The following is a 15,324-nucleotide window of genomic DNA, read 5'->3' on the forward strand; positions in this document are numbered from 1 at the left end:
GGGTCGGGTCATTTGTTTTTACGACCCTGGTCCTGGGGGGGGGGTTCCGGGGGGGGGGGGGGCCGGGGGCGCGGGGGGGGGGCGGGGCGGGCGGCCGCGCCCGCCGGGCTCAGGTCCGCGGGATGGTGCGCAGGATGCGGGTGCCGGCCCAGTAGACGGCCGCGGCGGCGAGCATCCCGGACGGGATGGCGATGTCGACGTCGCCCATGGCGCCGGCGATCGGGCCGACCCAGAAGCTGGTGTTGACCCACATCGCCGAGACCACGCCGCCCACGACGAGAGCGGCGACCCCGGGCAGGTGGACGCCGCGGTGGTACCAGAACGGTCCGCCGCGTTCCTGCCCGAGGAGGTCGGTGCCGCGGTAGCGGTTGCGGCGCAGCAGCAGGTCGGTGACGGCGACGGCCATGGCCGGTCCGGTGACCGCGACGACGAGCTGGAGCATGGTGTTGACGCTCGTGAGGAAGTCGAAGACGAGGATCGCGTACAACGTCATCGCGGTGCCGAGCACGCCGATGATGAGCACGGCGGGGATCCGGGCGAGGCGGACGCCGACGGACTGGATCGACAGGCCCGCGCTGTAGGCGGTCATGCCGTTGTTGGTCATCGTGTTGAGGACGACGGCGATGACAAAGATCGGGATGAACCAGCCGGGCAGGATGCTCTCCAGCGCGGCCTCGGGGTCGCTCATGTCGAGCGTGGTGGCGGCGAGGGCGCCGACCGTGGTGAAGACGACGCTGGGGAGGTACGCGCCGAACGCGGTCCAGCCGGCGATGGCGTACGGGCTGCTGCCGCGCGGCAGGTAGCGGGCCAGGTCGGGGCTGTTGCTGTAGGACAGCGGCGTCGACGCGATGATCGTGAAGCCGGTGCCGAGGGCGACCAGGAGCGCCGTGCCGTGGAGCTGCTCGGCGGGGGTGTACGACCAGTCGGTGTGGTCGAGGACGTAGCCGGTCACCACGACGAACACGACGGTGAGGAGCACGCTGAGGGCGGTGTAGAGCCGCACGATCGTGGCGTAGCCGTAGATCGCGATGAGGATCGTGCCGCCCGCGATGGCGCAGATCACGGCGGCGTCGACGGCCGAGTTGTCGGGGAGCCCGTAGCGGCCCGCGAGGCCGATGCCGGCAACGGACGCGGCCGACCAGTTGAGGGCGAGGTACGCGGCGGCGATCAGCCAGCCGGTGAGCACGAGGACGACCTTGTTGCCGAGGACGCCGTACATCGCCCGGGAGATCACCGATCCGCTGGTGCCGGCGACCGGGCCGCTGGCGGCGACGATGCCGGTGCAGATCCACAGCAGGTTGCCGGTGAGGATCACGCCGATCGCCTGCGGCAGCGTCAGGCCCATGAGGATCAGCGTCGCGCCGACGACGATGCTCAGGTAGCTGACGTTCGGGGCGGCCCAGACCGCGAAGAGCTGCCGCGGCCGGCCGCCGCGCTCGTCGTCGGGGACCTGGTCGATGCCGCGGGTCTCGACCTGGCCGGCGCCGTGTCCGGGGTCGGTGTGGCCGTGCGGGGCTATGGGGTCGACGGGGCCCGTGGTGGAACCCGGCGTCGGGGTGTCGGCGGGGCTGGTGGTCTGGCCGGTGCCCGCGGTGCCGTCCGGTCTTGCGGAGGATGCGGAGTTTGCTGTGGTCATCGGGGCCTCTCGGGTCCGCCGGGCTGCACCGCCCCTATTGGTCGGATAGCCAACTGCTTAATGGCCACACATCCAATAGGGTGGCCTCCATGACGTCAAGACCCCGGCCGGCCCGAACCCGCAAAGCCCCCGAGGAACGCCGCGCGGAGATCCTGCGGACGGCGGCCCGGATCGGGCTCGAAGAAGGCCTGGAACGCATCACGCTGCGGCGCGTCGCCGACGAGCTGGGCGTCCGACCGGGCCTCGTCGGGCACTACTTCCCGGCCGCGGACCTGCTGGTCAGCGAGGCTTTCGCGGACGCCGCGGCCCGGGAGCGCGCGGCTCTGCTGCCCGCCGACGAGGAGTCCCTGCCGCCCGCCGACCGGCTCGCCCGCTACCTGGCCCGGCTCACCGACGGCGAGTACCTCGACCTGAGCCGGCTGTGGCTGAACGCACGTCACCTCAGCCGCTTCAAGGAGCACCTGCGCGCGGCGGTCGCCGCCGAGGAAGCGGTCAACCGCACGGTGCTGACCGACCTGATCGCCGAGGGCGTCCGGGCCGGCGAGTTCACCACCGACGACCCGGCGGGCGCCACCCTGCACATCCTCATCACCGTCGACGGCCTCGGCGCCTACGCCAACGACGAGGGCCAGGTCGACCACCCGGTCCTCGACGACATGGCCCTGACCACCGCAGAACGCGTCCTCGGCCTACCGAAGGGCACCCTCCGCACCCGATCACGGAGCGCGCAGCCCGCGGTGCCGTAACAGCCGCCGAGCGCGGGGCTCCGACCCGATTGCGTCGGGCTCTGCCCCACGGGCGGCGGCGGTCCTACCCTCGGCGCAGGAGTAGTTCCAGCCGACGACGGCGGGAGAGGGGTCCATGGGGCGCACACCGGAAGAGGAGAGCGCGGACCGGGTCAAGGCGGACGAAGCCAATGGGCAGCGACAGACCGCCGCCGACCAAGCGGTCAGCAACGCACGCACGGCAGCCGACGACAAGCAGGTCGCGGGCGACGTTGCGGTGGACGACGCGCGCCAGATCGTGCGCGACGCCGAACAGCGCGGGCTGCGCACGGTCGGCCCCGCGCCGGACGTCCGCAAGGGCATCCTGCACAGTGCAGTCGCCGGGATGGCCACCATCGCCGGCGGCGTCAAGACGGCGGTGCGCGGAGCCGCCGGCCGCGAGACGCCCGCGCCCGCGGAATCGCCTGCCCGCGGCGCGTCCCAACGCGAGGAAGCCCGGCAGGACAACGCCGTCGTACGCGCACCGGCGATCAACCTCGGCTTCGCGTAGGGCCGTTCGGGGGACGGGGGCGGTTCCGGCGGGTTCCTTTCGCGCGGCGCCGCCGCTGCGGTTTCCGGCCGTGCCGGGCCTCGCCTGCGTTCCGTACGCCGGATCGTCGCACCCTCTCGTGCGACCCCTCGCACGCCCCTCGCGCCCCCGCGGTCCTCGCCCCGATTGCGTGACGATCCGCCAAAGCTCCCCACACGCCGGGTGATCGGCGTCAGGATGGAGTCATGGAATACGGGGATACGGCGCCGGGTGGGGTGCGGCCGGTCGTGGTGCGGGTGCCGGTGGAACCGGTGGAGGCGGCGGCCGAGGCGGATGCCGCGGACGCCGCGCTGCGGAACGACAAACTCGTGGTCCGCGGGCCGCTGTTCGGGATCGCCGCGCAGTCCCCCGCGGACGGTGCGGCGTGGCGCGTGATCTGCCCCGTCGTCGACGACTGCCCGCAACTCGCCCGCGACGGGCTCAACTCGCGCCTGTGGTTCCGTGCCAAGGACGCCGACTGCGACCGGGAGATGCGGCAGTTGCTGCTGTCGGCGGTGGCGCGGTTGGAGACCGAGCGGGTCGACGACCTGAGCGTGGGCGGCACCCGGTACCGGGTGATTCGTGCCGAGGAGTACGCGGTCGCCGACGGCAACGGCATCGAAGGCCCCCGACCCACCGACCCGGAGCCGCTCGTCCCGGACTGGGACCGGGCGACCAACGACCCCCGCATCGACGACGGCCTCGTCCTCGACCCGTACGCCGCGGTCCCGCCGAGCCAGGCCCTGGAACGCCTCGCGCTCCGCGATCTGCACTACACCGGCGACCGGTTCCCCGACCACGTCCGCGCCGATTCCGAGCAGGCGCTGTTCAGCCACCCCGACGTCTTGTTGCTGCCCGCGACCTTCACCGTCGTCGAACAGCACGCCGGCGGCTGGACCCCGTCGAATGGCCCGCACGCCACCGCGCACGCCGCCCGCAAGTCGCTGCACTTCGCGCTCACCTGGTTCTGGCCGCGCAAGAACGGCCTGATCGCCTACGACGCCGATCCGCAGCTCGACGCGGAGACCTCCGACGCCCCCGAACTCGCCCCGTACGCCGAGGCCGCGGCCGCCCTGCGCGCCGGCGGCCCGCACGCGAACCGGCTGGAATTCGCCGGCGGAGTCCATCAGCTGTGCCGCACCCGGCGGCTCGTCCGCTGGGGCCCCGACGGGCCCGAAGGCCCGCGCCCGTCCGACGTCAACAGCCAGGACCCGGCGCAACTCCATCCGCGCATGGACGAGGACGGCAACGTCCTCTCGGAGACTGCGGCACCGGAGGGATGACACCGGTCATCCAAGGTCCTCGGCGCCGGCCAAGTGCTCCACCAGGACGCCCCACAGTTCCCGCGCCGCGCGCGGCGGCGGGGCGTCCTTGCGGTGCGCGACCGCGATGGCGCGGCGCATCGGCCGCCCCTCGAACGGGGTGACGCGCAGCCCGGACCGCGCCGCGACCATGCCCGGGACCACGGCGACACCTAGGCCCGCGTGCACGAAGCCGAGGACGGCGTCCATCTCGCCGCCCTCCACAGTGAACGCCGGCTCGAAACCGGCCGCCCGGCACGCGGCGATCGTCATCTCGCGCAGGTCGTAGCCGCGGCGGAACATCACCAGCGGCAGCCCGCGCAGGTCGCCCACCCGGATGCCCGCGCGGCCGGTCGGCGGCGGCTCGGCCGGGGACGACACCACGACCAGGTCTTCCTGCAGCAGCTCGGTCGTGGTCAGGGCGGGCGCGCCCGGACCGAGCGGGGTGATGATCAGTGCCAGGTCCAGGCCGCCCGCGGCCAGCGTGCGGACCAAGTCCTGCGAACCGCCTTCGTCGACGAACAGCTCGATGCCGGGAAACCGGTCGTGGAAGACGCGCAGCACGTCCGGCACCAGGCTCGCGCACAGGCTCGGCGGTGCGCCGAGCCGCACCCGGCCGCGCCGCAGCTGCGCCACTTCCAGGACCTCCCGGCGCGCGGTCTCGGCGTCCGCGAGGATCCGGCGGGCCACCGGCAGCAGCGCCTCCCCCGCGTCGGTCAGCGTGATGTTGCCGCGCGCCCGGTGGAACAGCTCGGCGCCCAGCTCGTGCTCCAAGGCCCGGATCTGCTGGGACAGCGACGGCTGCGCGACGTTGAGTTCCTCGGCGGCGCGGGTGAAGTGCCGAAGCTCGGCCACGGTCGCGAAATAGCGGAGCTGCTGGATCTGCACGCCCGCCACCCTATCCCGCATCGATAGGAATCCCCTATCGAAATGAGTCATTCCATGTCTTGGACGGATCGAAGGTCCCGGGCCTAACGTCCCAGACATGGCACTCGCGACCCGGACGGCGCGTTCCCCGTCCCTCATCGGCTTCCTGTGGCGTTCCACCGTCGGCAAGAAGGCGGTCATGGCCGCCACCGGGTTGATCATGCTCGGGTACCTGGTCGCGCACATGATCGGCAACCTCAAGATCTTCTTCGGCCCGGGCGAGTTCGACTCCTACGCGCACTGGCTGCGCACCATCGGCGAGCCGGTGCTGCACTACGAGTGGTTCCTGTGGATCCTCCGCGTCGTGCTGGTCGCCGCGGTGGTGCTGCACGGCGTCGCCGCGTACCAGCTCAGCCGCCGCGACCTCGCCGCCCGGCCGGACAAGTACCGGCGCACCAGGGCCCGCACCAGCTACGCGACGCGCACGATGCGCTGGGGCGGCGTGATCCTGCTGCTGTTCCTGATCTGGCACCTGCTCGACCTGACGACGCTCGACGCGAACCCGAACGCGCAGCACGGGCACCCGTACGCCAACATCGTCGCGTCGTTCGACCGCTGGTACGTCGCGCTGTTCTACATCGTCGCGATGCTCGCCCTCGGCCTGCACATCCGGCACGGCTTCTGGAGCGCCGCGCAGACCCTCGGCGCCAACTCGCCCCGCCGCGACCGCGCCCTCAAGGCGACCGCGAACGGCCTCGCCGCCCTGTTGACCCTCGGCTTCGTCGCCGTCCCGATCGGCGTCCTGACCGGAATCGTGAGGTGATCCGCATGCACCCTGCATCCGACTACACCGCTTACCGCACCGGCACCCCGATCGCCGACACCAAAGCCCCCGACGGTCCGATCGCCGAACGCTGGGACCGCCGCCGCTTCGACGCCAAGCTCGTCAACCCGGCCAACCGGCGCAAGCACACCGTGATCGTCGTCGGCACCGGGCTCGCGGGCGGCGCCGCGGGCGCCACGCTCGCCGAACAGGGCTACCACGTCGTCCAGTTCTGCTACCAGGACTCCCCGCGCCGGGCGCACTCCATCGCCGCCCAGGGCGGCATCAACGCGGCCAAGAACTACCGCAACGACGGCGACTCGGTGCACCGGCTGTTCTACGACACCGTCAAGGGCGGCGACTTCCGGGCCCGCGAGTCGAACGTGCACCGCCTCGCGCAGATCTCCGTCGAGATCATCGACCAGTGCGTGGCACAGGGCGTGCCGTTCGCCCGCGAGTACGGCGGCCTGCTCGACACCCGCTCGTTCGGCGGCGTGCAGGTGTCGCGAACGTTCTACGCCCGCGGCCAGACCGGCCAGCAACTGCTCCTCGGCGCCTACCAGGCGCTGTCCCGGCAGATCGACGCCGGCACCGTGGAGATGCACCCGCGCACCGAGATGCTCGACCTGATCGTGGTGGACGGCCGGGCCCGCGGCATCGTCGCCCGCGACCTGGTCACCGGCCGCATCGACACCTACTTCGCCGACGCGATGGTGCTGGCCAGCGGCGGCTACGGCAACGTCTTCTACCTGTCCACCAACGCCAAGAACTCCAACGCCACCGCGGTCTGGCGCGCCCACCGGCGCGGCGCGCTGTTCGCGAACCCGTGTTTCACGCAGATCCACCCGACGTGCATCCCGCGGTCCGGCGACCACCAGTCGAAGCTCACCCTGATGAGCGAGTCGCTGCGCAACGACGGCCGGATCTGGGTACCGAAGGCGCACGGCGACACCCGCCCGCCCGCGGAGATCCCCGAGGACGAACGCGATTACTACCTGGAGCGGATCTACCCGGCGTTCGGCAACCTGGTCCCCCGCGACATCGCGTCGCGCGCCGCGAAGAACGTGTGCGACGAGGGCCGCGGCGTCGGCCCCGGCGGCCAGGGCGTCTACCTGGACTTCGCCGACGCGATCCGGCGGATGGGGCGGGACGCGGTGGAAGCCAAGTACGGGAACCTGTTCGAGATGTACGAGCGGATCACCGCCGAAGACCCCTACGAAGTGCCCATGCGCATCTACCCGGCGATCCACTACACGATGGGCGGCCTGTGGGTCGACTACGACCTGCAGACCACCGTGCCCGGCCTTTTCGCGATCGGCGAGGCGAACTTCTCCGACCACGGCGCGAACCGGCTCGGCGCCTCCGCCCTCATGCAAGGCCTCGCCGACGGCTACTTCGTCCTCCCCTCGACGATCAACGACTACCTCGCCCGGCACCCGCACGACGAAGTCCCCGCCGACCACCCGGCCGCGGCCGACGCGGTCGCCGAGGTCACCGCGCGGCTGTCCCGGCTGCTGGCCGTCGACGGCGACCGCACCCCGGACTCCTTCCACCGCGAACTCGGCGAACTGCTCTGGGACGAATGCGGCATGGCCCGCACCGACGAAGGGCTCCGCAAGGCCCTCGACCGGATCCCGCAGCTGCGCGAGGAGTTCTGGCGCCGCATCAAGGTGCCGGGCACCGGCGAGGAGCTCAACCAGTCGCTGGAGAAGGCGAACCGCATCGTCGACTACCTCGAACTCGCCGAACTGATCTGCCTGGACGCCTTGCACCGCGCCGAATCGTGCGGCGGGCATTTCCGCGAGGAGAGCCAGACCCCGGAAGGCGAGGCGGCCCGCCGCGACGACGCGTTCTCCTACGCGGCGGCCTGGGAGTTCACCGGCACCGGCACCCCGCCGGTGCTGCACAAGGAAGACCTGGTCTTCGAGTACGTCCACCCCACCCAGCGGAGCTACGCGTGAAGCTCACCCTGCGCATTTGGCGCCAGCACGACGCGGACACGGCCGGTGCCATGGCCACGTACGAAATCGACGGCATCAGCGAGGACATGTCGTTCCTGGAGATGCTCGACCAGCTCAACGAGGAACTGATCCTCGCGGGCGACGACCCGGTCGCGTTCGACCACGACTGCCGCGAGGGCATCTGCGGCGCGTGCGGCATGGTCATCAACGGGCAGGCGCACGGGCCGGAACGCACCACGGCCTGCCAGCTGCACATGCGGCACTTCTCCGACGGGGACACCATCGACGTCGAACCGTGGCGGGCGGCGGCGTTCCCGGTGGTGAAGGACCTGGTCGTGGACCGGTCGGCGTTCGACCGGGTGATCGGCGCGGGCGGCTACGTGTCGGTGCCGACCGGTGCCGCGCCCGAGGCGCACGCGACGCCGGTGCCGAAGGAGGCGGCGGACCTGGCGTTCGAACACGCCGCGTGCATCGGGTGCGGGGCTTGTGTGGCGGCGTGCCCGAACGGTTCGGCGATGCTGTTCACCGCGGCGAAGGTCGTACACCTGAACGTGCTGCCGCAGGGGGCGCCGGAGCGTGAGTCGCGGGTGCTGGGGATGGTCGAGGCGATGGATGATCAGGGCTTCGGCGGCTGCACGAACACGGGCGAGTGTGCGACGGCGTGCCCGAAGGGGATTCCGTTGACGGCTATCGCGGCGATGAACCGGGAGTATCTGCGGGCCTCGGTGAAGGGGAATCGGCGGCGGTAGCGGATTCGGTGGACGAACGGCCGGGCGGCCGGGTGTGGCCCGGGACCCGGGGCTGGGTGCCTGGCCGGGCCCGGCCCGGCCGGGGCCCGGGCGTAGGGCTGGTGCCGGCGCTGGGGCCGGATGCCGACGGGTGCCCGCGCCGGGCCTTGGTGCGGGCCAAGGGAGTGTCCGCGCGCGGGTGTTCGGGTTGGGTGTGGTTGCGGGGCTTACGGAGGGCCGTTTCGGGCGTGCGGGTCAACTGCCGGTGTGGCCGAGGCGGTCCATGAGGATGGCGCCGCCGGTGGTGAGTTCCAGGCCGCCGAAGCGGTTCGGTTTGGCGTACGTGAAGGTGATGGACTCCTGGAGCGGGATCATCACGACGTCGTCGGCGGTGACCTGGGCGAGCTTGGTGTAGGCCGTCTTCAGGGCCTCGGGGGTGGTGGCCGCGCGGCTGGCTTCGAGAGCGGCGTCGGCGGCGGGTGACTTGTAGCCGAGCCAGTTGTTGGGCGAGCCGCTGTGCAGCGTGTTCCACAGGAGGGGTTCGCCGGGGGTGGCGATGTTGTAGTAGACGGCCTGGTAGTCGCGGTTGACCAGGACCTTGGCGGTGAGCGCGCCGATTTCGACGGTGGAGACGCGGGCGGAGATACCGGGGATCAGATTCCACTGCTGCTGCAAGTACTCGGCGGTCTTGGAGCTGTTGGTGCTGGCCGGCATGAGCAGCGTGAAGTCGAGGGTCTTGCCGTCCGCGGCGAGTTGTCTGACGAGGTCGGCGGCCTGCGCCTTGTCCTGGGCGCGGGGCGGCACGGCGGCTTGGTCGATCTGCGTCGACGTGGCCGCGAACAGGCTTTTGGGCGTGACGACTTGGCCGTCGTACATCATCTTCGTGAACGCGTCCGGGTCGAGCGCCAGCGCGAGCGCCTTGCGGGCGCGGGGGTCGTCGAACGGCGGCTTGGCCATGTTGAACAGCACGCCGCCGGGGCCGTTGAGCGCCATCTCGGTGACGTCGAACCCGGCGTTCTTGGCCGCGGAGGCGTTGCGCGCGTCCAGGGTGATCGCCATGTCCGCGCCGCCGGTGGAGACGCTGTTGAAGGACTGCTGCTGGTCGGTGATGGTCCGGAAGGTGACCTCGTCGAGGTAGGGCTTGCCGGGCTGCCAGTAGCCGGGGTTGCGGACGTAGGTCTGGTGGTCGCCCTGCACCCATTCCTTGAGCGTGAACGGCCCCGCGCCGACCGGTTTGCGGGCGAAGCCCTGCGGGTCCTTCCGATACGCCGTCGGCGAGACGATGTAGGCGAGGTGCGCGGCGACGACCTGGTCGAAGCGCGCGTTGACCTGCGCGAGGCTGATGTCCAGGGTCCGGGCGTCGACCACCCGGGTGGTCACGCCGCGGAGGGAACTGCCGTACAGCGAGCGGGCGGCGGGGTCGGCCATGCGGTCCCACGTGAACTTGACCGCGGCGGCGTCGAGCACGGTGCCGTCGGAGAACTTCACACCGTCGCGGACCACGAGTCTCCAGGTGCGGCCGCCGTCGGGGGTGGCCAGGGATTCGGCCAGCTGGGGCTTGACCTGGCCGGTCTTGGCGTCGCCGTAGACCAGGACGTCGTAGAGGGCGTTGAGGCGCGAGTAGTCGGCGACGCTGGACAACGTGCCCGTGAACGGGTCGAGGCCGCGCGATTCGGTGACGATGTTGACGGTGAGCGAGCCGCCGGTTCGGGCGGTCGCGCTGGTGAGTCCGTCGCCGGGCTGTTTGCCGGACTTGCCGCCCGACGAGCCTCCGCAGGCGGTGAGGGCGAGGGTCAGGGCCGCGGCGGTGGCGACGAGCCGGGCCGCGAGCGTTCTCCGGGGAATCCGAGGGGGCACCGTACACACTCCTTGTCGCCGTGGGGCGTCGGGCTGCGTTCGCGGTGGGGCGGATCGGAGTCGGATCGAAACGAGATCCGGATCCGGTCGGAGCGGGAGGGGGATCGGGAAAGAAGGCGGAGGCGCTTTTATACTATCTTTGTCGGTGAAATACTAGCGATCACGAGGCGGGGGCAGTCCGGCGCTGCGTCGCGGCCGACCGCGTTTGTCGCGGGACCGTCCGAGGCGGATCGTGGTGGGAGAGGCACGTTTCCCCATGGCCGAACGCACCAGTCACGTGGCCGCCGCAGCCTCGTCGGGCGAGGCGAGCGGTGCGGTGATCCGCGCCGAGGGGCTGACCAAGGTCTACCGGCGGACGGACTTCGCCGCCGTCGACCGCCTCGACCTGCACGTGCAGCGCGGCGAGATCTTCGGCCTGCTCGGACCCAACGGCGCCGGCAAGACCACGACGGTCGGCATCCTCACGACGCGGGTGATCCCGACCGCGGGACGGGCATTCGTGGGCGGCGTCGACGTGGTCGCGCATCCCGCGCTGGTCAAGCAGATCATCGCGGTGGTGTCGCAGCAGAACACCCTGGACCGGGCACTGAACGTGCGGGACAACCTGTTCTTCCACGGCCTGCTGTTCGGCATGTCGGGCCGCGCGTCGCGGCGGCGCGCCGACGAGTTGCTCGACCGGTTCCGGCTTGCGAAGTGGGCGCGCTCGTCGGTGTACGAGCTGTCCGGCGGGATGGCGCAGCGGCTGCTGGTGGCGCGGGCGATCTTCCACCGCCCGGCGGTGCTGTTCCTCGACGAGCCGACCGTCGGGCTCGATCCGCAGGGGCGGCTGGCGCTGTGGGAGGTGCTCGGCGATCTCAACCGGGCCGGTCAGACGATCCTGTTGACCACGCACAACATGGAGGAAGCCGACCGGTTGTGCGACCGGGTGGCGATCATCGACCACGGGCGCATTCTGGCGCTCGGCACTCCGGAGGCGCTGAAGCGCGGGACGGGGGCGGACACGGTGGTGACGGTCCGGGTCGCGGACGGTGCGCCCGGTCTGGGCGATCTCCTGAAGCGCGAGATTCCCGGCGCGACGCGGGCCCGGGTGTCGGGGCGCACGGTCGAGCTGGAGGTCGGGGACGGGGGTGCCGACCGGCTGCTGCCCCGGGTGCTGGGGGCGGCGGAAGGGGGCGGGTTCGACGTGGTGGACCTGTCGGTGGCGGGGACCACGTTGGAGACGGTGTTCATCGGACTGACCGGGAAGGAGTTGCGGGACTGATGGCTTCTTCCGCGGCGGCGCCTTCGCCTGAGCCCGGAGGTGTGTCCGCGTCCGTATCCGCCTCGTCGGCGATGGGCGGGGAGGAGTTGCTGCCGATTCGGCCGCCGCGGTCGGCGGCCGCGGCGTCGTGGACCGCGTTGGGGGCGCTGATCCGGCGTGACCTGACGGTGCTGGGGCGGAATTTCGTGGAGTTCGCGGCCCGGACGGTGATGCAGCCGCTGTTGCTGGTTTTCGTCTTCCTGTACGTGTTTCCGACCATCGGGCAGGGCATCGGCGGGAGTTCGACGTCGCCCGGGGAGTCGGGGTTCGCCACCGTGCTGGTGCCGGGGGTGGTGGCGATCTCGATCATGTTCCAGGGCATCCAGTCGGTGGCGATCCAGATGTCCCAGGAGTTCGGCTACACGCGGGAGATCGAGGACCGGGTGCAGGCGCCGTGTCCGATCTGGCTGGTGGCGGTGGCGCGGGTGCTGTCGGGGTCGTGCCAGGCGCTCATCTCGGCGGCGATCGTGTTTCCGATTGCGGCGGTGGTGCATGCGCCGGGGGTGGAGCCGGACTTGCATGTGCACTGGCCGATCGTGGTGACGATCGTTCCGCTGGCGTGTGTGGCGATGACGTCGCTGGGGCTGGTGCTGGGGACGTCGTTCGAGCCGCGGAACATCGGGCTGATGTTCGGGTTCGTGGTGCTGCCGTTGGTGTTCCTCGGCGGGACGTACTACCAGTGGACGCGGCTGTCGCCGGTGCATGTGGGGGGCTTCCACTGGCTGCAGGTGCTGGTGCTGGCCAATCCCCTGATCTATGTGGCGGAGGGCATGCGGGCCGCTTTCACGGAGGCTTCACATATGCATCTGTATGTGATTTATCCGGTGCTGGTGGGGTTTTGCGTGCTGTTCCTGGCGATCGGGCTGCGGAACTTTCGGCGGAGGGTGTTGTCGTAGGGTTTTGGAGCGGTCGTTCGGGAGGGCTTGTGAGCTACGCGCGCTTCGGATGGGAAGGGTCCGACGTCTATGTGTACGAGACGTCGGACGACATGATCGAGTGCTGCGGGTGTCGGTTGATCGAGACCCGGTTGTGTCCGGAGTGTGTGGCCGGGGACTGCGCCAATCCTTATTGCTTCGGGTTCGAGTTCATGGCGCCTTTTCCTCGGTTGCCGACGGCTGCGGCGATGATCGGGCACCTGCGTGAGCATCAGGCGGCGGGAGATCATGTGCCGGAGGAGACGCTTCGGGAACTCGACGCGGCGCGGGCGGGGGACGGCGGCCGCCGCGGGGGGCGGTAGGGCGGATGCCCGCGGCGGCCGAGGTCCGGTACCGGTCTGGAGTGGAGTCCCGGGTCAGAGGCCGGAGAGCTCGTCGACCAGGTCGTCGAGGCCCAGGGAGCCCTGGGAGAGGGCTGCCATGTGCCAGGTCTTGAGGTCGAAGGCGTCGCCGTGGCGGGCCCGCGCGTTCTCGCGGCCGAGGAGCCAGGCGCGTTCGCCGAGTTTGTAGCCGATGGCCTGGGCGGGGATCGTGAGGTAGCGGGTGAGTTCGCTTTCCACGAAGTCGGCGGGGCGGCTGCTGTGCGCGGCGAAGAACTCCTCGGCGAGTTCGGGGGTCCAGGTCTCGCCGGGGTGGAACGGGGAGTCGGCCGGGATCGGCAGTTCCAGGTGCATGCCGATGTCGACGATGACGCGGGCGGCACGCATCATCTGGGCGTCGAGGTAGCCGAGGCGGTGCTCGGGGTCGGTGAGGAAGCCCAGTTCGTCCATGAGGCGTTCGGCGTACAACGCCCAGCCTTCGGCGTTGGCGCTGACCATGCCGATGGTGGCCTGGTAGCGGGACAGGTCGGCGGCCACGTGCGCCCATTGGGCGAGTTGCAGGTGGTGGCCGGGGACGCCCTCGTGGTACCAGGTCGAGACGAGGTTGTAGACCGGGAACGAGGTGCGGTCCATCGTCGGGAGCCAGGTGGCGCCGGGGCGGCTGAAGTCCTCGGACGGGCTGGTGTAGTACGGCGCGGCGGCGCTGCCGGGCGGGGCGATGCGGGCTTCGACCTTGCGGACGCGTTCGGCGAGTTCGAAGTGGGTGCCGTCCAGGGCTTCGATGGCTTGGTCCATGAGGCCTTGCAGCCAGAGGCGGACTTCTTCGACGCCGTCGATGTGGGTGCCGTGCTCGTCGAGGTGGGCCAGGGCCGCCCAGGGGGTTGCCGCGTCGGGGAGGATCTTGTCGGCTTCGTGCTGCATTTCGTCGCGGATGCGGTGGTATTCGGACCAGCCGTAGGCGTAGGCCTCGTCGAGGTCGAGGTCGGTGCCGTTGAAGTAGCGGGACCAGCGGGCGTAGCGGTCGCGGCCGACGGTGTTCGGGGAGTCGGCGACGGCGGGGGCGTAGACGTCGCGCATCCAGTCGCGGAGGTCGACGACGGCGGTGGCGGCTCGGGCGGCTTCGTCGAGTTCGGCGCGGCGGGAGTCGGGACCGGCGGCGGCAAAGTCTTCGAACCAGCCTTGGCCGTTGCCGGTGTCGGCCCATTCGCCGAGTTGGCCGATGAAGGTGGTGGTGGGGCGGGGGCCGGCGTGGAGTTTGCGGTCCAGGCCGAGGGTGAGGGAGGCGCGGTAGCCGGCGAGAGCGGCGGGGACGGCGCGGAGGCGTTCGGCTACGGCGGCCCAGTCTTCGTCGGTTTGGGTGGGGTTGAGGGTGAAGACTTCGCGGACGGAGTGGATCGGCGTACCGAGGTTTCCGACGGCGCGGAGGCCTTCGTCGGCCTCGTGGAGGGCGAGTTCGGCGGTGAGGCGTTCGCGGAGGAGGCGGGCGCAGCGGCGTTCGATGCCGGTGTCCGCGCCGGGGGTGCGTTCGGCTTCGTCGAGGCGGGCGAGGGTGTGGCGGGCGAGGGCGGCGGTGGCGGCTTGGCCGGTGGGTGAGAGGTCGGGGAGTTTGCCAAAGCTGTCGCGGACGCCGAGGAAGGTGCCGGTGATGGGGTCGAGGGTGATGAGGGCTTCGACGTAGGCGTCGGCGATTTCGCGGGGCAGCTGCGGGGGTTCGGGGGTCGGGAGGGGCTGGGGGGTGTTGTCATCGGCCATGAGGCCATCTTGGTAGGTGGTGGGGTGGGAGTCATCAGGGCGCGGGGGGTGTCTGCTTTCAGCGGAATGCGGAGGGGTTGGGGACGGCCGGCGGGCATCGCGCGTACGGCGCTGGACCGGCCTTCCTGATTTCTGCGCCCGCCCCACGCGGCGGGGCGGGCTGTCGCACAGGGCCACCCCTACGGCAAGTAGCTTTATACATAGCGATTTTCGTCAACGCCCGAAGGTCGCGCACCCCGCGCATACCCGCGGAAGTCCCCTGCCTCGCCCCTCGCACATCCACGGGCGAGCGGTGCGGGTTTGGCAGCGCGCTGCCGACGTCGCGGCTTGTTTGTCTGCCCTTGGCGTGACTGGCGGCACGGGCCTGTTAATAATATTGCATCGGCGTATCGCCGACGCGTGTTCGATGCGAGATCGCCGTCGGGCGCCGCTCGACCACGACCCGAGCTGCCGCCGGCGGTGCCCAGCGATGGACCTGGAAACGCGATCCAATCGCCGCGGGCGATCTGCTGCACCGGACGTGCCACCGAAGTGCCGCCCGCGGCACAGGT

Annotated in this window: 13 protein-coding genes; 9 read left to right on the forward strand and 4 right to left on the reverse strand. The window is 71.0% G+C overall.

The genetic code is table 11. The features are described from left to right. Nucleotides 1-109: 109 nt before the first annotated feature. Nucleotides 110-1,636 carry a purine-cytosine permease family protein gene (locus tag ACPA54_RS00005; protein ID WP_423525434.1) on the reverse strand — a complete coding sequence of 509 codons (1,527 nt, stop codon included), beginning with the start codon at nucleotides 1,634-1,636 and terminating at the stop codon, nucleotides 110-112. A gap of 89 nt (nucleotides 1,637-1,725) precedes the next feature. Here ACPA54_RS00005 and ACPA54_RS00010 point away from each other — a divergent pair, with 89 nt between their 5' ends. The 3 genes from ACPA54_RS00010 to ACPA54_RS00020 all read left to right on the forward strand — a co-directional run bounded on the left by ACPA54_RS00010 (nucleotide 1,726) and on the right by ACPA54_RS00020 (nucleotide 4,212). Further along, the gene (locus ACPA54_RS00010; RefSeq protein WP_423525436.1) at nucleotides 1,726-2,382 is read left to right on the forward strand and encodes a TetR-type transcription factor C-terminal domain-containing protein; all 657 of its coding nucleotides are present in this window, start codon (nucleotides 1,726-1,728) and stop codon (nucleotides 2,380-2,382) included. Between the two features lie 115 nt (nucleotides 2,383-2,497). Then, on the forward strand, nucleotides 2,498-2,911 hold the full coding sequence (locus tag ACPA54_RS00015; RefSeq protein ID WP_423525437.1) for a hypothetical protein: 414 nt from the start codon (nucleotides 2,498-2,500) through the stop codon (nucleotides 2,909-2,911). Between the two features lie 224 nt (nucleotides 2,912-3,135). Continuing rightward, on the forward strand, nucleotides 3,136-4,212 hold the full coding sequence (locus ACPA54_RS00020) for a DUF5954 family protein (RefSeq protein ID WP_423525439.1): 1,077 nt from the start codon (nucleotides 3,136-3,138) through the stop codon (nucleotides 4,210-4,212). Nucleotides 4,213-4,218: 6 nt separating this feature from the next. Here the strand turns inward: ACPA54_RS00020 and ACPA54_RS00025 are convergent, their stop codons facing one another. Beyond that, on the reverse strand, nucleotides 4,219-5,118 hold the full coding sequence (locus ACPA54_RS00025) for a LysR family transcriptional regulator (protein WP_423525441.1): 900 nt from the start codon (nucleotides 5,116-5,118) through the stop codon (nucleotides 4,219-4,221). Between the two features lie 97 nt (nucleotides 5,119-5,215). Between ACPA54_RS00025 and ACPA54_RS00030 the strand changes: the two genes are divergently transcribed. Genes ACPA54_RS00030 through ACPA54_RS00040 form a run of 3 tightly spaced genes read left to right on the forward strand, consistent with a single transcriptional unit; the run spans nucleotide 5,216 to nucleotide 8,630 of the window. Continuing rightward, nucleotides 5,216-5,920, forward strand: a complete 705-nt coding sequence (locus ACPA54_RS00030) for a succinate dehydrogenase cytochrome b subunit (protein WP_423525443.1) — start codon at nucleotides 5,216-5,218, stop codon at nucleotides 5,918-5,920. Between the two features lie 5 nt (nucleotides 5,921-5,925). Further along, nucleotides 5,926-7,881, forward strand: coding sequence for a fumarate reductase/succinate dehydrogenase flavoprotein subunit (locus tag ACPA54_RS00035; RefSeq protein ID WP_423525445.1), 1,956 nt, complete (start codon nucleotides 5,926-5,928; stop codon nucleotides 7,879-7,881). Next, nucleotides 7,878-8,630 carry a succinate dehydrogenase/fumarate reductase iron-sulfur subunit gene (locus ACPA54_RS00040; protein ID WP_423525447.1) on the forward strand — a complete coding sequence of 251 codons (753 nt, stop codon included), beginning with the start codon at nucleotides 7,878-7,880 and terminating at the stop codon, nucleotides 8,628-8,630. The genes ACPA54_RS00035 and ACPA54_RS00040 overlap by 4 nt, the downstream gene beginning before the upstream one ends. Nucleotides 8,631-8,864: 234 nt before the next feature. Here the strand turns inward: ACPA54_RS00040 and ACPA54_RS00045 are convergent, their stop codons facing one another. Beyond that, nucleotides 8,865-10,466 (reverse strand): ABC transporter substrate-binding protein, encoded by a 1,602-nt coding sequence (locus ACPA54_RS00045; protein WP_423525449.1) that lies wholly within the window; start codon nucleotides 10,464-10,466, stop codon nucleotides 8,865-8,867. A gap of 256 nt (nucleotides 10,467-10,722) precedes the next feature. Between ACPA54_RS00045 and ACPA54_RS00050 the strand changes: the two genes are divergently transcribed. The 3 genes from ACPA54_RS00050 to ACPA54_RS00060 are packed head-to-tail and all read left to right on the forward strand — an operon-like array spanning nucleotide 10,723 to nucleotide 13,003. Next, nucleotides 10,723-11,727 carry an ABC transporter ATP-binding protein gene (locus ACPA54_RS00050; RefSeq protein ID WP_423525451.1) on the forward strand — a complete coding sequence of 335 codons (1,005 nt, stop codon included), beginning with the start codon at nucleotides 10,723-10,725 and terminating at the stop codon, nucleotides 11,725-11,727. Further along, on the forward strand, nucleotides 11,727-12,662 hold the full coding sequence (locus tag ACPA54_RS00055; RefSeq protein WP_423525453.1) for an ABC transporter permease: 936 nt from the start codon (nucleotides 11,727-11,729) through the stop codon (nucleotides 12,660-12,662). The genes ACPA54_RS00050 and ACPA54_RS00055 overlap by 1 nt, the downstream gene beginning before the upstream one ends. 29 nt (nucleotides 12,663-12,691) lie before the next feature. Further along, a complete protein-coding gene (locus ACPA54_RS00060) occupies nucleotides 12,692-13,003 on the forward strand; it encodes a hypothetical protein (RefSeq protein ID WP_423525455.1) in 312 nt (103 codons plus the stop codon). 54 nt (nucleotides 13,004-13,057) lie between these two features. Here ACPA54_RS00060 and ACPA54_RS00065 read toward each other — a convergent pair whose 3' ends face one another. Continuing rightward, on the reverse strand, nucleotides 13,058-14,773 hold the full coding sequence (locus tag ACPA54_RS00065) for a DUF885 domain-containing protein (RefSeq protein WP_423525457.1): 1,716 nt from the start codon (nucleotides 14,771-14,773) through the stop codon (nucleotides 13,058-13,060). Between the last annotated feature and the right edge of the window lie 551 nt (nucleotides 14,774-15,324).

It is taken from the genome of Uniformispora flossi, assembly GCF_049534875.1.
Lineage (GTDB): Bacteria > Actinomycetota > Actinomycetes > Streptomycetales > Streptomycetaceae > Yinghuangia > Yinghuangia aomiensis.